We start from the raw sequence: 18,766 nt of genomic DNA, 5'->3' as shown, positions 1-18,766 counted from the left end.
ATTGCTCCGCATCACGATAACACCGGAAGTGTCGCTGACGCCTCCGATATCAGTCGCCTCGAGACCTCGCGCCTGCCAACGCGGGAGATCTGCGACAGGACAATCGCAATCTCCTCGGCAACAATGGGCCATCGCACGACGTCAGAAATGCCGGCCCCCAATAGCGCATCGGCACCGATCTCGAATGCCGTCCTCGTCGCAAGGACGATCGGAACGGACGGAAGCTCGTGATGCAGCACGGTCGCCAGTTCAAGGGATTGCCCGAGCGAGCCGACCGGACCGACGACCACGAAATCGAACCGGTCGCGAGCTGCTTTGGACGCGGAACGTGCGGCCTCAGCCGTGGCGAACCCCACGGCTTCGAAGCCGAGCGCAGCAATCATTTCCTCGTCACCGCGAAGGCGGTGAATGTCGGCGGCTACGAGCATCACGACCTTGCCCTGTCCTGTCATATGCTCAGGCGGGCGCTGCTCCGGGAAGGCCGCCGCCGTGGCCCGCGGCAACCAGACGTCGAAATGGCTGCCCTCGCCCGGACAACTGCGCACATTGATCCCCCCGCCGTGGTCAAGAACGATCTCCTTCACCGTTGCAAGTCCCAATCCGTTTCCGCTGGACCTTGTCGTGAAGAACGGCTCGAATATCCGGTCCAATGTCGGTCCGTCCATGCCCGCCCCCGTGTCCGAAACCGAAATTCGCACGTACTGGCCAGGCTCGATCTTGTCGTGGCTGAGGCAGATCGGGTCGAGCACCTCATGCAGCTCGATCTCGATCTCAATTCGTCCTGACTCCGGTATCGCGTTCGCCGCGTTGTTGCACAGATTCATGATGACCTGTTGCAGCTGCACGCTCTCGCCGATGACGATCAATCCGGCCGGATGCTGTCTGACTACCATTTCAATCCGGGGCGGCAGCGCAACGCGCAACAGCGAGACCGTTTCGGCGACGAGCGCACCTATGCTGACGGAATCGCGACGAATGTCGGAGCGACGGCCGAACATGAGGATTTGACTGACGAGATCGCGGGCCCGGTCTGCGCTTCGCCGTATCCCGGCGAGATGGCGTACCAGTGCCGGGCTGGAGCGGGCGTGCTCCTCCATCACTTCGGCATACCCGAGGATGCCTCCCAGGATGTTATTGAAGTTGTGAGCGATGCCGCTGGTGAAGGTGCCGATCCTCTCCATGCGGCGCGCCTGCTGCAAGCGCTTCTGCAGGCGATTTCGCTCCTCTTCGACACTTCGCCGCTCGACTGCATGGATGAAAGTGTCCAGGGCCATACGCAGCAGAACGAGTTCGCCAGCGTGAGAAACGCGACACTTGCAACCGACAGCATCGAAGCCGAACGCGACCATGCGGCCTTGACGATCGCTATTGATCGCACATGCCCATCCCCCGAGACCCATGCCCTCCAGGAAGAGCTTGTTGTCGCCCACGGGCATGCGGCGCACGTCGGGCACGTGGACGACTCCTTCCCCGTCGACCATCCGGCAGGCCAGATCGACCGCGGCTTCAGGCCAGCCGGGCGGGAACTCCCTGCCCGGCTGATGCCAGACATACGACCGTGTCGTCGCGCCGGACACGACGACATAGACGCGATCGGATCCTGCGAAAGTTCCGAACGAAGCGATGGCTCGCTGGATTTCCGCTTCGATCCCTTGCGGAGTCGCATTGATGAAATTCATCGATATGTCCGCAATAATGTGTTCCAGCGCCGCGCGTCGATGCAGCGCGTTGGCGCGTGATCTCAAGCGGAGACCGAGATAGATCAGGAATGCTATCAGCGCGATCGAGGAGCCGTAGAGCATTGCGCGATAGAAGCGTGCCGAATTTCGCGAGGTGACCTGCAGGTCCAGGATAGTCGCGCGCAAGGCCGCCTGATCCTGCTTGTGTCGCAGCGTCAACATCTTCTTCAGGATGTTGTCGACCGAAGGCAGCAGCCGATGCAGCAAACGGCCATGAGCGAGGAAGGGCTCGATCAGGACCACCTGCCCGGATCCGGCCGCCTGCCCGTCCAGTTCGTCCAGGCGATCCTCGGCTTCCTTGACCGCAGTCGACGACGTGTCCAGCGTCAAGTGGAGGATGGCCGTCCCCGCCGACCTGATGGCGAGGTCCAGATCGCGGCGGTCCGAATTCGCTGCGAAACGCGCGAAGAAGGACAGCGAGTTGTGCATGACCGCATTCTGGCTCTTGAAATACTCGACCAGCTCCTCCTGGCGGTCCACCGAGGCGGCGAGCCGGTTGACCATGTCGGCGGTCCGGCCGTCGACCTCGACGGTTGCGCGCAAGCGGCCGATGGCCTTGTGCAGCCCATCGATCTCGCTGACCAATGGATCATAATTGAGTAACAGGCCCGCGCGGGCGGTGAAGAGGTCACGGTACAGCGCGTCCTCGATCATGCCGAAACGATCGATCTCCATCAGTGCACGATCATAAAGCTCCGCCTCCGGATTCACCGCGCGCCATGAGAACCAGGTCAGCAGAACCGACAGCCCGATCACGACCGCCGCCCATCGCACGGCCTTCATGGCGCCGCTCCGGTCAAGGGTTTGCCACGGTAGTTGCCCGTCAAGGTTCCGAGGAAGGCTACCAGCGAGGCGACCTGATCATCGTTCAACGTCCGATCGAGCTGCGCAGCCGCCATCCGGCGCACAGCGTCTTCGAGAGTGGCGGCGCTTCCGTCGTGGAAATAGGGTGCGGTAACGGCGATATTCCGCAGGCTCGGCACACGAACCCGGAAAGGCCCACGTGCAACCAGGGGACGGAAGATGCCCTGACGAGCGATCAGATTGCCCCCGATGTTGACGCCTTGATGGCACGCGCTGCAGCCGAACGCCTTGAAGGTCTTGTAGCCTTCGAGTTCGGCCGGAGAGAGCGCGGATGAATCGCCTGCGAGCCACCGATCGAAACGGCTGTCCGGCGTGAGCAGGGATCGCTCGAATGTCGAGATGGCATCGAGCAGGCTGTCGCGATCGACGTCGCGGCCGTAGGCAGCACGAAACTGCTTGTTCAGGGCCGCATCGGCCTTCAACTTCAGCACGACGTCGGCAACGGTGCTGCGCATGCCGGTCGGGCTGCTGATCGAATCTTCCGTCTGATCGGAAAAACTGCGAAAGCGGCCTTCCCATGTCAGACGAAAGCTCAGAGCTGCATTGAACACGGTGAGCGTGTCGAGCTGCCCTGATGCCGGATTCTGGCTCCTGCCTCCATTCGCTCCATTGGTGCGGAGGTCGTGGCAGGATGAGCAGGCAAGCCTCCCGTCGGCGGACAGCCGCGTATCGCCAAACAGGCGCTCGCCCAGAGCGAGTTTTCGGGGATCAGCCGGCGGGGGCGGCGGGATCGGCGTGATCGGCTCGCCATCGGCTTCGGTCGGGGCCGTCGAAGAAGATACCGTCGACGGCCCGAGGCCGGCAAACGTTCCTGCAAGTAACACTGTTGCGCAGACGGCTGCCACAATCGATTTCATCTCAGATCGATTTCACCTTTGACAGCGTTTTCGATGTCGAGACGACAAAGCCCCATATCTCGCAGGAGACGATCATCGAGCTGACGCAGTTCGGCCACGGAGCGCCGCACGGCCCTGCGTTCGGCGATCGATCTGCCCAGCGCCAGCGCCGCCGCGCCGATCGATGCATACCAGGCTGGGGACGATTGCGCGGGCCGACTGACGAGGGGAACGTCGGACATGAATGGCTGCGCATTCGGCAGCGGCAGTGGCCGATGCGATTCCACGTCCTCGACCGGAAGGCTCACCTGACGCGCGATCAAGCGCAGGTTTCCCCGACCCCTGTGTGCCCGATCGCTCCTCGCCCGATCGGAAACGGGCTCGAGCTCGACTTCCGCTTCGCGTTCTTCCGGCACCGCATAGTATGGATACATCGCACAAGCGTAGGCGGCACAACCAGCAAGGAACTCGGCAGTCAGAACGGAGCCAACAGTCAGCGTAAGATCGACAAACGCCTTGGCTGGGACCATCGCCGATCGTGCGAGGACATTCGTGATGCGCCTCGTCACCTTCGGTTGAAGCGCAGCTTCATCGATTCGCGCGGGCCAGGATGAGGGCCTTATTCCGGGCAGAGATCGTTCGTGGCGGGCAGGCTCGTCAGCTCGTTCCTGTATCGCGCTTCGTGGACCATCGCATGTCGTCTTCTTGACCATCAGCATGATCGTCTCCATGTCGTTTGCATGGGAGACTCTGCTGCCGTCACGTTTCCAGGACATTCCAACGCTGGCCAAAACGACTACACCTGTAATACGAGTTCCGGCACATTCGAAGCGGCGAGCCATGTTATCCAGCCCGCCGCCGAATGGGCGGCTCCTCACCGCTCCGACCGTCAAAGCCGCTCCACCGATAGCGTGAAGACATAGCCAACGCCGCGTTCGGTCCGGATGACGGACGGCACACTCGGATCTGTTTCCAGCTTGCGGCGCAGCCGGAGCACCTGCACGTCGATGCTCCGGTCGTATACATCCTCGTGCAGACGCGTCGCCTGCAAGAGATGCTCACGGGACAGCGGCTTTTGCGGCGCATCGAGGAAGGCCATCAGCAGCGCATATTCGCCTTTCGTGAGGCCGACTGGTTCGCCGTGCGAATTTGTCAGCCGACGCAGGCGCCGATCGACCTCCCAGCTGCCAAAGCGCCAGCGGCCTTTCTCGGCATCACGCTGCTGGGCCAGGGACGGGGCGGCCTCTCGTCGTCTGAGGACGGCCTTGATGCGGGCGACGAGTTCCCTCAGGCCGAAGGGCTTCGTCAAATAGTCGTCCGCGCCCAACTCAAGGCCGATCACGCGATCGATCTCGTCGCGCCGATGACCCGTCGTGATGATGACCGGCACATCCGATTGAGCGCGTATCTCGCGCAGCAGATCCAGACCGTCCTCCTGACCAAGGCGAAGATCGAGCACCACAAGGTCCGGTGAATTGCGGAGAAGAAGAGCCGGGACCTCCTCTCGTCGCGAAGCAGAGAGGGTCCGAATGTCATGGTCTTCGAGATAGTTGGTCACCAGATGCCGCATGGTCATGTCATCCTCGACGACAAGACAGAGTGGCACCCGGCGCTTTGAAGTGTCGCTTGGGGGCAATGGACGATCCGACCGCATCAATTCCGAGGATGGGTGGCAGGAGCGGTCGGTCTTGCAGTCCTTTGGGTGTTCCATATCGCGGCTCCCCCAAAGATATAGGAAGCCCCCGCGAACCGCAGCACACGTTTTTGAGAGTTGCTGTCAGAAAGCATCTGGTGTCCGGCCTCCGCTCGCAGCGAAGCGCCCCAGCTCGCGACGATTACAATGGTAGCAAGGCGGCTCGCACATGAGCATTGGGATCCCAGCCGATCACGCCGATATCAAGGCGGCCGGAGCCGCCGCCTACTGCCTGAAGCGCAGGGTCACAGCGGAGCTCGAGGCAGGCCTTCTGCAATTGGTGCACAACACCACCGGCGCCGCAAAGGACATGGTGATGGGCTTCTACCAGCGGGCAATCCCGGCGGAGTCCGTGGCACGGGCGATCGCATATGCGATCGAGCAGCCGGTCGACGTTGATATCAGCGAGATCGTGGTCCGCTCCACCGGTCAGCCGCTGTAGATGGCGGACAATCGGCGCACGGCTGCCCGCCACGCCAGGAGCAAGGTTGGCCGCATCGGCGGACAAGAGAGCTTCAACCTCGTCACCGGTGGCTCGTGGGCGGCCGGCGACACCCCACACAACTCAGCGCAGCGCAGCTGGAAGCCGTCAGGCTCGCGACAGCGCGCGGCGCGACTTGATGGCGATGACGCATGACCACCATCACCCGACCCGAACTCGAAGCATTTCTCTATGCCGAGGCCCGTGCCCTCGACGATCGCGACTGGGACACCTGGCTGACCTTCTATGCTCCGGATGTGCGGTTCTGGATGCCAGCCTGGGATGACGACGACTGCCTGGTCGAGAATCCTCAGACCGACGTTTCCCTGATCTACTACCCAGCCGCAGCGGCCTCGAGGATCGGGTTTTCCGTATCAAAACCGAACGGTCGAGCGCCAGCACCCCGGAGCCGCGCACGCTCCACAACATCTCCAATATCGAGATCAGCGCTCAGGCCGACGGAATCGTCGATCTCCGGTTCAACTGGCTGACATTGAGCTATCGGTACAAGACGATCGACAACTATTTCGGCGTGTCGTTCTACACGATCGACGCGACGGGCGATCGTCCGCTGATCAAAGCGAAGAAGGTCGTGCTGAAGAACGACTACATTCATCACGTGATCGACATCTATCACATCTGACGCCGCCGGGCAGGTCGACGGCGCACGCTTCGACGTGAAGCGAGATGCCGTCCGGCTTAGCCCTGGCGGCACCCGAGTTCAGGATTTCCTCCGCAGATCCCCGATCGTGCCAAAGCTTGGTTCGGCTTGGCCATCCAACAGCCATCTCGTCAACGCGGCAGCCGAAAGCGCGCGGCCCAGGCGCGCTGACTGACCGCACCACAGCGGGGTGAAATCCGTCCGCCCTTGGCCTTCGGATGCAGCACGCAACGGCGCCAGCGGAACCGCCGGAACGGGGAACTCGGGCATGTCGATCCCGATCGGGCCAAGCTCTCGAACGACCCGCGTGTCGCATACGCGCGCCGGCCGTCCGGTGAAGATGTTGGTGATCACCGTTTGCTCGGGCGGCGTCGAGCGCGCCGCCTCTCGATACAGAGGGGAGACGTTCGCTTCCTCGCAGAACAGAAAGGCGGTACCGACCTGGACGCCCGAAGCTCCGAGGGCGAATGCTGCAGCTACGCCTCTGGGATCGGCGATGCCCCCGGCTGCTATGACGGGCACCCGTACCGCATCGACGATTTGCGGAACGAGGGCCATGAGACCAACCTGCCGGGTGGGATCCCGGTGCAGAAACGTGCCTCGATGCCCACCGGCTTCAAATCCCTGGGCAATGATCGCATCACAACCGGAATCCTCGAGCCACAACGCCTCTTCGACGATGGTTGCCGACGACACGATCTTCGCACCCGTCCTGCGCACTCGCTCGAGCAGGTGCTTCGGCGGAAGACCGAAGTGAAAGCTGACAACCTCCGGCGAGATCTCCTCCAGCAGATCGCAATGTGCGCTCCCGAAGACTGGAATGGGAGGGCCGGAGGCGGACTGCTCGGTGGTCAGCCCGAGCTCGCGATAGTACCGCGTCAGGCGCTGCAACCAGGCCTCCTCACGCCGCCGGTCCCGTGTGGGCGCCTCATGACAAAGAAAGTTCAGGTTGAGCGGCTTCGGCGTGCGCCGCCGTATTTCACCGACGATGCTACGGGTTTGTTCCGCATCGAGAGCGGACGCGGGAAGCGAGCCGAGACCACCTGCTTCGGCAACTCCGATGACCATGTCGGTTGTCACTATGCCGAGCATCGGAGCCTGGATGATCGGCAGATCAATTCCGAACAAGTCGCGTATGGGTCGAGGATAAACGCTCAACGCTCCCTCCCGTATCCTGACACCCGGAGATCCCTCCGGTGGTCACCAACGTCCGGCGTTGGCGCCGCCATCGACGTGCAGTATCTCCCCGGTCACGAAGGATGCATTGTCGAGATAGAGCACCGCGTTGACGATATCCTGAATTTCCCCAATGCGCCCGATCGGGTGCATCGTCGCTAGAAACCCATGGCTCTCGGGGGCATGCATCGGCGTGCGAACCGCGCCGGGAGCTACCGCATTCACACGGATGCCCTTATCCGCGTATTCGATTGCAAGCGACCGTGTCGCCGCGTTGACGCCACCCTTGGTGATGGCCGTCAAAGCCGCGGGCAATCCTTTCACCGGCTGCTCGGCCAGGAGACTGGACGTAATGTTGATGATGTGGCCACTCGCCTGACGAAGCATCTGGCCAATGGCCAGCTGCGAGATGTGAAAGAAACCGCCCAGATTGACCTGGACGAGGTTCGCAAACTCGCCTTCCGTGTACTCGGTGAAGGGCTTCGACAGGAAGGCACCGGCATTGTTGATCAGGGTATCGAGGCGGCCGAAGCGTTCTCTTGCCGCCTGGATCACGAGCCTGGCGGTTTCGGGCCGTGAGACGTCGCCGGCCACCTCGACAAGATCTGGCCGGCCGCTGCTGGTGATGTTTCGCGAGCAGGCGACGACGCGGTAGCCATTGTCGAGGAATTTCTCGACTATTCCGGCGCCGATGCCCCGGGATGCCCCGGTCACCACAGCCACTTTCTCCGAATTGCTCATCGTTCCTCTCTCATCGAGACAAAAGCACCTGGGCCAGCGTGACGAGATCGGCGATATCCGTCTTGGCAGTTTCGGACGGATGCGTCAGGTTTACGTGATCGACGTAAATCGCTCACGTCTCGGCGTGTTTCCGTGGTGCTTGCGGGACGCTGCGGCCGAATCAAAGCCCGCGCTTCGCCGGTCAGAAGGCCTCAACCGGGGGAGTGAACAGATAGCCGATAGCGCGTTGCGTCTTGATGATCTCCGGCGCGCGCGGATCGATCTCGAGCTTGCGTCTGAGACGCCAGACCCGCACATCGATGCTCCGATCGAACACATCCTCGTGGATTCGGGTCGCGTGCAGCAATTGCTCGCGCGAGAGCGTCTGCTGCGGTGCTTCGAGGAAAGCGACGAGCAGGACGTAATCGGCTTTCGTCAGCACCAGGGGACTGCCGTCCGGCCTAACCAGCCGCCGGGCGCGGCGTTCGAGCGTCCAGCCACAGAACCTGAACCCGCCGCGCTGCGAGCCGTTCGTCCGAGCCGTCCGGCCGCAGTTCTGCCGCCGAAGCACGGCGCGAGCGCGCGCGAGCAACTCCCTCAGGCCGAAGGGCTTGGCGATGTAGTCGTCGGCCCCGAGTTCAAGGGCAATTACGCAACTGATCTCGTCGCAGCGGTCGCCGGTCGCGATAATGGGAACGTCGAAGCGGGATCGAAGCTCCCTCAAAAGGTTCAAATCGCTGTCCTGGCCCAGTTGCAAGTCGAGAATGAGCAAGTCTGGATGATTGCAGGCGAAGTGTCGACTGATCTCATGCCGGCGGCAGATGGCGTGAACGGCAAATTGATGATCTTCGAAAAGATCGACGACCGACGAGCGCGTTTCCGGGTCGTCCTCGACAAGGAGGATATTGTGCGCGGCGCTGATGGTTCCACCCGCACTGTCGCGAATCCGAGGTATGCCGCAGTGGACGGAGGCCTTCTCCGCCGCATTCTCAACCGGCCCGGGGTCTCTCAGGGGAGCCAACATGTTTCACCTTCGCTCGAAACAACCAATGCGTTTCAGCTAGGTGAACGTTCAAGACCGTTCTTGGCCGTTTCGGAAGTCCGCATCAACTAATTGCGATCGACCGTTCTGGCCGTTTCGCTGGATGATGAGGTTGGCTTCGTCCATTCCGTCGGCGCCGATGCGCAGCTCGCGCGTGAAGAATTGCGTCGGTGCCTCGCCCACGAGATCATGGAACTCGCCGATGAGATGGGCTTGATCGGAAAGACCACAGGCATGGGCGACCTGCGCCCAGGAGCGATCGAGGCGCCGCTCGGCGAGAATTCTCTGAAACCGCGCAAGGCGCGCAAACCGCTTCGGGCTGAGGCCGAAGGCTCTCTTGAAGCCGCGTGACAGGTTGCGCTCGCTGGTGCCGAGCAGCGCAGCCAGCGCGCTGACGGGCATGCCCGGATTTTTTCGGAGATACCCAGCCGCGCGGTTGGCGAGACTGTCTATCTGGGGACTCAGCTGCCGAAGCAGGAAGGCCTGGACACCGGCGATCCGCTCGTGGCTCGTCCTCGCCCCGGCGAGCAGGTCGTCACACATCTCGACTTCCCAATTGCCGAACAGATCCCCGAGATAGAGACTGGCGTTCGCGAACTCCCTGAACGGAGCCTTGACGATGCGGCTGGCTGCGTCCGGCCTGAGGCAGACGATGACGGCTCCGAACGCTCCCGTGGGGAAGAGAGTGAGAGCATGCGACTGAACATGGGTAGCGCATTTTGACGGAAGGACCGTCTCGCTCTGTGCAATTCTGGCCGGCTTCCGGTACTGGCCGATCAGCTGCAAGGATGTGCCGGGCGGGCATTTGATCGTAACCGACTTGGCGAAATCGCCATCGGGAATGTCACAGTCCCAGATTGCTTCGATGATGTCGGATAGTGGGAACGATCGAAAACACCTCAGGACACCAGGCTGCTCCTGCACCGAAATGGTCGGACCGCCGCCGATCGGATATTCCACAACGTTCATTCAGTATGACACTCCGTTGTCGCAGAAGGCGAGGGCTGAGGAACTGGTGAGACTGTCGACGCTTCACGTAGTTGCGGCCGCGACCGCCATCAACTCACGTCTCTGTCAGGCAGGGAAGGATACGAGGCCGCTCCCAGACAGAGGCAGGGCTATCGCATATGAGATGTGGCTATGGGTACCGACTGTCTCCGCAGCGTCATGGCCGGGGCTTGTCCCGGCCATCCACGCCTTTCCACGCAGCGCAAAGAACGTGGATGCCCGGGACAAGCCCGGGCATGACGACCTCTGCAATATTTAAATGCGATTGCCCGCGGACGGAGGGGGCAGTCGGATCGCTGCCGGGACGATGGAGCCGCCAAAGGCGCGATCGAGGTGGTCTCACCGCAACAGCTCGGCAACGGCAGCACGTGTCGCCGCGTTCTCTTGCGGCAGACCGATCGTGATACGGACCCAGCGCTCAAGCGGCGGAAAGGCGCGGCCAATGTCGATACCTTTGCTCCGCAGGCCCGCAGCTATCTCGGTCTGAGGACGGTCGGCCTCGAAGAAGATGAAGTTTGCCCGCGAGTCGGAGTGGCGAAGCTTCAGACTGGCGAGCAACTGGTGCCATTTGTCTCGCTCGGCGGCGACCTTTGTACGCGTCGTCGCCACATAATCGATATCCCGTATGCTTGCTGCCGCCGCCACGAGTGCGAGCCGATCAAGTGCGTCGACCCGGCCGAACCCGGCCCGCTTAAGCGACGTTGCGAGCGCCGGAGGCGCCGCCGCATAGCCAAGCCCGAGACCGGCCAATCCGAACATCTTGTCGAAGGTCCGGAACACGACCACGTTCTCGCCCGCCCGAACGAGGTCCATGACCGTTCGCTTCTCGAAATCAGGATCGAACTCCAGATAGGCCTCGTCGACAATGACGGCCGTTTGCTTCGACATCGCGCGAACGTGAGCGCGAAAAGCTGCCGGATCGCTGACAGTGCCCGACGGATTATGAGGATTGACGAGGTAGATCGCCCGCGTCCGTTCGCTGACTTTGGCAGCAATGGCGTCTAGATCGTTCTCAAGCCTCGAATTGAGAGGAACGCCGACCACAACCCCGCCGCTTGGACGCGCCGCATCCACCAGAGCCGCATAACCCGGCTCGGAATAGATGAACTCGGCTCCGAGCGGCGCGCCTTGGGCGAGATGCAATCCGAGCGGCTTGAGGATATCGCCGATCACGATCTGATCGTCCGGCACGTGTTCGCGCAAGGCCAGCAACTCCGTGAGTGCAGCTCCGAGATCCCCGCCATAGCGGCACAGTTCGCCAAGTTGATCGCGGACCGCCGCGAGCGCGCGGGGCGATGGGCCGAACGGGTTCTCGTTCAGCGAAAGCCGGATGAGATCCGACTGTGCAACGCTGGCAGCTGCGGGTTTTGCGAGCCCGCTCAGTGCAAGGCAGCTGGTGATCAGACAGTCGCGACGGTTCAAGGATTCGGCTCCCATTTTCTGTTCGCCAGACGCCACCCGGCAGGTGACGTTTGAGGCTAGGAAACCTGAGGCACCGCGATGTCCGCATCATTGCGGATCGGCAAAATCATGCTACGGATGCAACATCGGCAGTCTCCTTGGCAACCTTGTAGCCTGTCGACTGGGGCAGCTGGCATTATGCCGTACGTGGCGGAGCGTTCCGAACGGCACCGCTGCGAGCCTGCCGCTGCGAGCCGCAGCTTCCCGCCCTTGAGCTGGTAGCCGCCGCGCACTGGGACATGCGGCCAAGCTGGGCTGCGTCCCGAATTGGCCTGCTGCGTTGCCGCCGTAACCAATTGCAGGCGCGCCGAAGCTTGGCCGTAACAGGCAGCTTGGCACCCTCCCTCTGCTAGTCGACCAGCCACGGTCGAGGTTCGACATTCAGAGGCCAACCATGAAGATTCTCATCGCTTCGACGCCTGCGGCGGGCCACATCAGTCCGATGCTCGCGATCACGCGGATACTTCTCGACGACGACCACGAGATTGCCTTCCTGACCGGGACCGCATTTCGCGATCGCATCGAAGCCAGCGGCGTGCAATTCCTTCCTCTTCCGGCCGACGCCGATTTCGACGGGCGGGATCCGCCCTCGCCGATTCCCGAACTGAAGGATGTCCCACCGGGATCCCAGTGGCTGCGCATCGTCTGCGAACGCCTCTTCGTCGATGCCATCCCTGCCCAGAGCCAAGGCCTTCGCGAGGCGCTGAAGCACTTTCAAGCCGACGTCATCGTCGGCGATGACCTGCTGTTCGGCGTCCTGCCGATGCTGCTCGGACCGCGCGAGACGAGGCCACCGATCGTGCTGTGCGGCACATCGTTCTTGCATTGGAAGCGCGACGACGGCGCACCGGATTTCGTTGGCCTGCCGCCTGCGACGACGAAGGAGCAGCGCGAGCAATACGGCGTCCTGGCGGGAGAGCACGAGGCCAACGTCGACCAGCCCGTCCTGCGCAAACTGAACGGGGTGCTGAAGACCTACGGCGTGGGACCGGTATCGGTGCCGCTCTTCCATTCCGTCGTCGGCCTGGCCGATGCCTACTTGCAGCTGTCAGTGCCGAGCTTCGAATTCCCGCGCGAGCTTCCACCCACGGTGCATTTCGTCGGAACGCCGCCTATCATCCGGAATCAGGCCCCGTTGCCGCCTTGGGCACACGAGTTGGACGGTTCACGCAAGGTCGTTCTGGTCACGCAGGGTACTGTGGCCAACCACAATTTCGGGCTCCTGCTCGCGCCAACATTTGCGGCTCTCGCCAACGAACCCGACCTGCTGGTTATCGCCACCGCCGGCGGCCGACCGATTGAAACGATCCCCGGACCCATACCCTCCAATGCGCGACTTGCCAGCTATCTGCCGTTCGAATGGCTGCTCCCCCGCGTGGATGCACTCGTCACCAACGGAGGCTATGCCACCGTCAACCAGGCACTAAGCTTCGGAATCCCTCTGGTTACGGCGGGCCTGATCGAGGACAAGGCTGACGTCAATGCACGCGTGGCGTGGTCGGGCGTCGGGATCAACCTGGCGACCAACGCACCGACATCTGAAGCACTGCGAGAGGCCACGCGAACAGTGCTTGATCGTCCTTCCTACCGCATGCGCGCCACCCAGATGGCCGACGAATTCGCCAGCATCGATACACGTTTGGAGGTTCTCCGGATCATTCACCGTCTGGAAAGACAACGACGCGCGCAGCCGCGCGCCGCAACCATGAAGCCCGCCCGCTCCCGCCGAGCAGCAAGGTGACATAGCCCTGGGTTCGGAAGCGATCCCCTCTCTTGTCCGGGCTCGCATAGGAGAGAAATCTGATCGAATGGCTCTTGGTGAGCCATTCCCTCGAGGCGCCCGCTTCCGGCGGGCGCCTGGTCTTGTTCTGCGCCAAGGTAAATCCTTAGGCTCGAAATGGACACGAGCGCCGCACGAAATGGCGCTGTCACCCCCACGCAGTCAAGCGTGAGGCATCAAGTTCGATAGCGTCAACTCTTGACGCAGTTGACGCATTGCCCATCGAGGCGCTCGAGCATCGAGTCGCCCTGGATGGCTTGGAGTTCAACAGCCGCGGCAGATGATCAGTCTGCGATCGACCTCCTCATCGATCCGTCGCAGCTCCAGTTCAAGCGGCGACAGACGCATTCCCTCCGGAATGTCGCCTGGCCGCGGCTGCCGGTGACCTATGGGAGCCTGGCGGAACGTGCCGGCATGCTCCGAGGCTTGATCCTGGCCGAGCGAGCCGGCTGCGATCCCGTGGACCGCACTGGTCGTGCTTGCATCGGCCGCAAGGGCGGGCCCCCAGTTGAACAGCAACGAAGCGGCGAGCGCCGTCCGCCGCCCAAATCGTTTGTACATCGGCATTCCCCTATCTCGATCACGTCGATCGTCCCGGTTGCGAACGACTGCCCGTCATGGATAGGACGTGCGCGCTACATCACGACTTCGCGTGCGCGATATCGCGCTACCGCTGAAACCGCCTGATCGTTCGGGCCGGCCAAGTCGCTCCTGCGTCGGACGCGACACGAAGCACGCGGCTCGCCGATGGGGTGGAGAAGTCTCTCCCCTCGAGCGTGGGCTCATTTCCGGGGAGATTGATGCCGAGCCGCACCACGCGAGCCGCAATGACGCACTTGGATTACGATTGTAACGCGGGCTGCCGGACCTGAAATGGGACGGTAATTCTGCGCTCGTAGTCGGAAGAGCGCCGTTCGGCGCGCCGCGGAGATACGGCGGCGACTTTGGTCGGAAGCGGCAATTGATGACCGAGACATCACGCCGCTTTGATCGTGCGGGTTGAAGAAGGGCGAGACCGCTACACGATGGCAGGTGCCTCATGCTCCATGAGGATGGTCGTGAATGTCGCGGCCAGGATCTCGCTGGCGGCTTGCCGGGAGAATTGCGCTCGTTTGGATTGGACCCTGGTATCCTCAGCGATCAGGATGCGATAGCGGATTTTTGAGTGAAGTATGCATGCAGTTGGCCACGTCGTAGTTGTCGATGACGATCCCGCCTTGCGACAGATGGTGATCAAATATCTGGAGGAGCACAACGTCCCGACCAGGGCGGCGTGCAACAGGTCCGAACTCAAACATCATTTCGAGGCCGGCCGGCCCAGCCTGATCATTCTCGACCTTCGCCTTGGTCAGGACGACGGTCTGGATGTGCTGCGGGAGATCCGTTCTCATTCCGATGTGCCTGTCATCATCACGACGGGCCACCGCCCAGACGAAATCGATCGCATCGTCGGACTCGAGCTCGGCGCCGACGACTACATCGTCAAGCCGTTCTCGCTGCGCGAGCTGCTGGCACGCGTTCGGGCGGTATTGCGGCGGCAGGAGATAGGCCGAACCGCGCGCGCCCGCGATCCCGAGCGCGGAGGCTATCGCTTCAATGGGTGGAGGCTGGAACGGCGTGGCCGAAAGCTCATCGATCCCAGTCAAGCTCAGGTCCCGCTCAGCAAGGGAGAATATGCCTTGTTGCTGGCGTTCCTCGAGGCGCCACAGCGTCCCCTGACCCGCGAGCATCTGCTTCAGGCGACCCGCATTCATGAAGACATTTTCGACCGCAGCATCGACGTTCAGGTGCTGCGGCTGCGGCGCAAGCTGGAGGTCGATCCGAGTGCGCCGCGCGTCATTCAGACCGAACGCGGCGTCGGCTATATCTTCGCGGTTCCCGTAGATCCGTTCTGATGCGCGATGCGCATGTGTGCCGGGAACGGGGTCTTCCGACCGCATGCGCGTCTCTTGCAACCGACGCAATTCACGCAGCGGCTCGGCTTCCTACCGTCGGCGGACGAGATCGCAGGAAATCGTAGTTTAGCCGGCAAAATCGAACGATTGGTAGCGGGGGAGCGCTACCGCCTTTCCCCACACCAGCTGAACCTGCGATATCTTATCCAATCTTTGGCATGAGGCACTCTGTGAGGTGCAGCGCGCTAAGTTTTATAGCCTTGAAGACTACTTTGAAGCGCCACGAACCCCAGTATCCGACTAAAGCGGCTGAATTCGCCACAACTCGAACCGTGGCGCATGTTCGTCGCCACCCTCGTGCTGGTCTCGTACTGATGCTTCGGGCGCCGGTAACCAAAAAGGCCGCCGTGTCGCGACAACCATGCGGCAGGAAGAGATTTGCCGCCCCGCGGGCAGTCGACACTACGCGGTGTCATTCGGCCCTTTAATTGCGGTTTGTTGTCAAGCTTGCATTTCTGAACTCGCCCATGGCGCGGTGGTAGCGCCCGCGCCATCGGAGCTGGTCGGGGTTGCGGAGACGGCGCGGGCGCGGCTGATACATGCTCTGCTGGCCAGGCATGAATCGTACGGGCTGGTTGATGTCTTCGCTGGGGTCATGGTCCTTTCCGAGGTCGCGCAGCGCCTCATGATGAGTCCGGGTCGGACGCCTCAACGTCTGCAGCGGAGTACAGTCAAGCCGCCACCAGCCGAATGAACGAGGTCGCCACAACACCGTCCCAGCGGGACATCGCCAGTCCGGCAGGCCGGACCAGGAACTTTACAAAATCGGATCAGGCTTCCTTCGCCTGGCCCCAGTCGAATCGCGGAGATCAGCCTGTCCGCAGTCTCCTCGCCGACGGGCACAGCAACCGAGATCGCCATGCAGCGTTCGCCGGCGGAGCCGTAGGCGGCCCCCATCAGCGCATCCACCGCCTGATCCATGTCGGCATCGGGCATCACGATCATATGGTTCTTGGCGCCACCGAGCGCCTGGCAGCGCTTGCCGGTGTCCGCGGCCGTCGAATAGATGTACTGCGCGATCGGCGTGGAGCTCACGAAGCTGATCGCCGAAATATCCGGGTGATGCAGCAGCGCATCCACCGCTTCCTTGTCGCCTTGCACCACGTTGAACACGCCGTCCGGCAAACCTGCTTCCTTCAACCACTCCGCCATGATGAGCGACGCCGAAGGGTCGCGCTCAGAAGGCTTCAGAATGAACGCATTTCCGCAGGCGAGAGCGACCGGAAACATCCACATCAGGACCATGACCGGGAAATTGAAGGGCGTGATACCGGCGAGCCACGCCGAGCGGCTGGCGCGCGGCCGTGTTGTCAAAGGAAGCCGATCGACAGCCAGGGCACGGCGGCAACAATCAGTGTGCCGATCAGGAGTGCGACCATGTAGCCCACGATGGGCTTCATGCCTTCGTCCGGATTGATGCGGCTGATGGCGCAGGCCGCGTAATAGCCGACACCGAACGGGGGCGCGAACAGTCCGATGCCCATGGCGAGAACGACGACCATCGCGTAGTGGACATCGTGCAACCCGACCTGCCGCGCGATCGGGAACAGGAGCGGACCGAACAGGACGATGGCAGGAATCCCTTCCAGCACACTGCCCAGGATCACGAAGGTCACGATCGTCACGACAAGGAAGACCGGAACTCCGCCCGGAAGGGTGGTCATGAACCTGGCCGGAGAGGCAGAAAATCCCGATTGGGTCAGCGCCCAGGCCATGCCTGTCGCCGCTCCGATGATGAGCAGAATCGCCCCTGACAGAGAGGCTGTCTCGACCAGCATCGGATAGATGCGGCGCCAGTCGAACTGGCGGTAGATGAAGAGACCCGCGCAGGCCGAGTACAGGATGCCGATGGTGAGACCTCCGTTGCCGTCGCGACGCCTTCGACGACGGCGGTCCGGATCACGAATGGCAGCGCGATGGCTGGTATCGCAATGACAAAAGCGTGGCCGATCTGCCGCCCCGTCGCCCGCTTGACGTGAGACAGGTCCTCGCGGCGGTATCGCCACCACACCACGGCCGCGAGCATGACCGCGAGCACCACGCCGGGAAGCAAGCCGCCGGTGAACAGCGCCGAGATTGACACGCCCGTCACCGAGCCGATCGTGATCAGGACCAGCGAGGGCGGGATCGTCTCGGTCTGGGCGCCAGTCGCCGCGAGAAGCGCAACGAGGTCTCCCGGTTTGGCCCCGCGCTGCCGCATCTCGGGAAACAGGACAGGAGCCACCGCAGCCATGTCCGCTGCCTTGGAGCCGGAATGCCCGAGACCAGATACATCGCTCCGACCAGCACGTAGTGCAATCCGCCGCGCACGTGGCCCAGGAGGCTCGCCAGGAAACTAACCATGGCGCGCGCCATGCCCGTCATCTCGATCAGGAGGCCGAGAAAGACGAAGAGCGGCACGGCGAGCAGGAACAGGTGGCTCATGCCCTCGTCCATCCGTCCGATCATCACCACGTCGGGCGTGCTGGTCGTCAAGGCGAGATAGCCGACCGTCGCAAGACCAAATGCGAACGCGACCGCGTCACGATCTCCTGCACGTCCTTCGGCAGGCGCTCGAAGGCGCGCTTGTTGCCAAGGATCCAGTAGCCGTCCCAGACGTGCCCCGTCAGGCTGCAGGTGCTCTGCACTTCATAGATACGGGCGGTCGGGATGATTGGCAACGGATTCTCCTGCCCGTCAACAACCTTGGTCTGCAACGCGGAATAGACCTCGTTGAAGTTGATCGGCGTCGGCCCGGCGCCGAGCGCCTTGAAGAGCGAGGTGAGCAGCGGCGCGGGCGGAACGCGGATCTGGAAATTCTTCAGATCATCCGGCGTCCGCACCTCACGACCGGACGAGGTCACCTGTCGGAAGCCGTTGTCCCAGGCCTTCGACACCGCCATGATCGGTGTCTTGGCGATCTGCGCCCGGATGTAGGTGCCGAGGTCGCCGTCCATCGCCTTCCATACGCTGTCGTAGTCGGTGAATGCGAAGCCGGTGTTCACGATGCCGGCGCTTGGCACCAGGGTGGCGAGGATCGAGGACGATTGGTTGAAGAACTCGACGCCGCCGCTGCGAACTTGGGTCAGCAGCTCGGTGTCGGAGCCGAGCTGATTGGCCGGGAACAGTCTGATCTCCAGCCGGCCGCTGGTCGCTTCGCGGATGCGGTCGATGCGCCCTTATATTCACCGGATGAGTGGGATCCTGTCCGGTCGCGAACTTGTAGACGAACTCGGCGGCAGATATCGGGCGGGTCAGAATCCCGCAGAGAGGTACGGCACTGGCCGCGAGCAACATCGAACGGCGGCTGATGCGTCCGGGCTTCGAGACAGTCATGTTTTTCCTCCTGATCCTGTATTGACGTTGTGCCG

At 62.5% G+C, this 18,766-nt stretch carries 12 protein-coding genes and 5 pseudogenes; 4 read left to right on the top strand and 13 right to left on the bottom strand.

Annotated features, from left to right (window positions below):
- Positions 1–11: 11 nt before the first annotated feature.
- The 4 genes from XH96_RS08590 to XH96_RS08575 form a co-directional block, all read right to left on the bottom strand.
- Entirely contained in the window at positions 12–2,522 is a 2,511-nt protein-coding gene (locus tag XH96_RS08590) for a two-component system VirA-like sensor kinase (protein ID WP_194392121.1), read from the bottom strand.
- The gene (locus XH96_RS08585; protein WP_194392120.1) at positions 2,519–3,460 is read right to left on the bottom strand and encodes a cytochrome-c peroxidase; all 942 of its coding nucleotides are present in this window, start codon (positions 3,458–3,460) and stop codon (positions 2,519–2,521) included. The genes XH96_RS08590 and XH96_RS08585 overlap by 4 nt, the downstream gene beginning before the upstream one ends.
- Complete coding sequence (locus XH96_RS39080; protein ID WP_246790008.1) at positions 3,457–4,158, bottom strand: DUF1127 domain-containing protein; 702 nt, start codon at positions 4,156–4,158, stop codon at positions 3,457–3,459. Before XH96_RS39080 ends, XH96_RS08585 begins: the two co-directional genes overlap by 4 nt.
- A 170-nt stretch (positions 4,159–4,328) precedes the next feature.
- A complete protein-coding gene (locus XH96_RS08575; RefSeq protein WP_194394076.1) occupies positions 4,329–5,093 on the bottom strand; it encodes a response regulator in 765 nt (254 codons plus the stop codon).
- Between the two features lie 352 nt (positions 5,094–5,445).
- Between XH96_RS08575 and XH96_RS39800 the strand changes: the two are divergent.
- Together XH96_RS39800 and benB are read left to right on the top strand one after the other, a co-directional pair.
- Positions 5,446–5,574, top strand: a pseudogene (locus tag XH96_RS39800) (oxidoreductase); the annotation flags it as partial.
- 191 nt (positions 5,575–5,765) lie between these two features.
- A pseudogene (gene benB / locus XH96_RS08565) lies at positions 5,766–6,256 on the top strand (benzoate 1,2-dioxygenase small subunit).
- Between the two features lie 78 nt (positions 6,257–6,334).
- Here benB and XH96_RS08560 read toward each other — a convergent pair.
- The 5 genes from XH96_RS08560 to XH96_RS08540 form a co-directional block, all read right to left on the bottom strand.
- Entirely contained in the window at positions 6,335–7,432 is a 1,098-nt protein-coding gene (locus tag XH96_RS08560) for a nitronate monooxygenase family protein (protein ID WP_194392119.1), read from the bottom strand.
- Between the two features lie 42 nt (positions 7,433–7,474).
- Positions 7,475–8,191, bottom strand: a complete 717-nt coding sequence (locus tag XH96_RS08555) for an SDR family NAD(P)-dependent oxidoreductase (RefSeq protein ID WP_194392118.1) — start codon at positions 8,189–8,191, stop codon at positions 7,475–7,477.
- A 181-nt stretch (positions 8,192–8,372) separates the two neighbouring features.
- The gene (locus XH96_RS08550) at positions 8,373–9,194 is read right to left on the bottom strand and encodes a response regulator (protein ID WP_194392117.1); all 822 of its coding nucleotides are present in this window, start codon (positions 9,192–9,194) and stop codon (positions 8,373–8,375) included.
- Positions 9,195–9,242: 48 nt separating this feature from the next.
- Positions 9,243–9,998 carry an AraC family transcriptional regulator gene (locus tag XH96_RS08545; protein ID WP_194392115.1) on the bottom strand — a complete coding sequence of 252 codons (756 nt, stop codon included), beginning with the start codon at positions 9,996–9,998 and terminating at the stop codon, positions 9,243–9,245.
- Between the two features lie 561 nt (positions 9,999–10,559).
- Positions 10,560–11,678: a histidinol-phosphate transaminase gene (locus XH96_RS08540; RefSeq protein ID WP_246790003.1), complete on the bottom strand. Its 1,119-nt coding sequence runs from the start codon at positions 11,676–11,678 to the stop codon at positions 10,560–10,562.
- A 397-nt stretch (positions 11,679–12,075) separates the two neighbouring features.
- Between XH96_RS08540 and XH96_RS08535 the strand changes: the two genes are divergently transcribed.
- A complete protein-coding gene (locus tag XH96_RS08535; RefSeq protein WP_194392111.1) occupies positions 12,076–13,422 on the top strand; it encodes a nucleotide disphospho-sugar-binding domain-containing protein in 1,347 nt (448 codons plus the stop codon).
- A 303-nt stretch (positions 13,423–13,725) separates the two neighbouring features.
- On the opposite strand, the gene XH96_RS08530 is transcribed toward XH96_RS08535, so the two are convergent.
- Positions 13,726–14,022 (bottom strand): hypothetical protein, encoded by a 297-nt coding sequence (locus XH96_RS08530; protein WP_194392109.1) that lies wholly within the window; start codon positions 14,020–14,022, stop codon positions 13,726–13,728.
- Positions 14,023–14,633: 611 nt separating this feature from the next.
- Here XH96_RS08530 and XH96_RS08525 point away from each other — a divergent pair.
- Positions 14,634–15,356, top strand: a complete 723-nt coding sequence (locus XH96_RS08525; protein WP_194392107.1) for a response regulator — start codon at positions 14,634–14,636, stop codon at positions 15,354–15,356.
- Between the two features lie 843 nt (positions 15,357–16,199).
- Here the strand turns inward: XH96_RS08525 and XH96_RS08520 are convergent.
- The 3 pseudogenes from XH96_RS08520 to XH96_RS08510 all read right to left on the bottom strand — a co-directional run.
- A pseudogene (locus XH96_RS08520) lies at positions 16,200–16,728 on the bottom strand (aldehyde dehydrogenase family protein); the annotation flags it as partial.
- Positions 16,727–17,933: pseudogene (locus XH96_RS08515) on the bottom strand (TRAP transporter large permease); the annotation flags it as partial. The pseudogenes XH96_RS08515 and XH96_RS08520, both read right to left, overlap by 2 nt.
- Positions 17,933–18,731, bottom strand: a pseudogene (locus tag XH96_RS08510) (TRAP transporter substrate-binding protein); the annotation flags it as partial. The pseudogenes XH96_RS08510 and XH96_RS08515, both read right to left, overlap by 1 nt.
- Positions 18,732–18,766: the final 35 nt, after the last annotated feature.

Origin of the sequence: Bradyrhizobium sp. CCBAU 51765, assembly GCF_015291725.1 — a bacterium.
GTDB classification, from domain to species: Bacteria; Pseudomonadota; Alphaproteobacteria; order Rhizobiales; family Xanthobacteraceae; genus Bradyrhizobium; species Bradyrhizobium liaoningense.
The sequence above is the reverse complement of the archived record's forward strand: the minus strand, read 5'-3'. Positions and strand labels throughout refer to the sequence as shown.

What these genes read in the sequence shown, in the direction of transcription:
- XH96_RS08525 (WP_194392107.1), top strand. Translation starts at nt 14,634, where the DNA reads ATGCATGCAGTTGGCCACGTCGTAGTTGTCGATGACGATCCCGCCTTG.
- XH96_RS08550 (WP_194392117.1), bottom strand. Translation starts at nt 9,194, where the DNA reads ATGTTGGCTCCCCTGAGAGACCCCGGGCCGGTTGAGAATGCGGCGGAG.
- XH96_RS39080 (WP_246790008.1), bottom strand. Translation starts at nt 4,158, where the DNA reads ATGCTGATGGTCAAGAAGACGACATGCGATGGTCCACGAAGCGCGATA.
- XH96_RS08535 (WP_194392111.1), top strand. Translation starts at nt 12,076, where the DNA reads ATGAAGATTCTCATCGCTTCGACGCCTGCGGCGGGCCACATCAGTCCG.
- XH96_RS08575 (WP_194394076.1), bottom strand. Translation starts at nt 5,093, where the DNA reads ATGCGGTCGGATCGTCCATTGCCCCCAAGCGACACTTCAAAGCGCCGG.
- XH96_RS08590 (WP_194392121.1), bottom strand. Translation starts at nt 2,522, where the DNA reads ATGAAGGCCGTGCGATGGGCGGCGGTCGTGATCGGGCTGTCGGTTCTG.
- XH96_RS08555 (WP_194392118.1), bottom strand. Translation starts at nt 8,191, where the DNA reads ATGAGCAATTCGGAGAAAGTGGCTGTGGTGACCGGGGCATCCCGGGGC.
- XH96_RS08585 (WP_194392120.1), bottom strand. Translation starts at nt 3,460, where the DNA reads ATGAAATCGATTGTGGCAGCCGTCTGCGCAACAGTGTTACTTGCAGGA.
- XH96_RS08530 (WP_194392109.1), bottom strand. Translation starts at nt 14,022, where the DNA reads ATGTACAAACGATTTGGGCGGCGGACGGCGCTCGCCGCTTCGTTGCTG.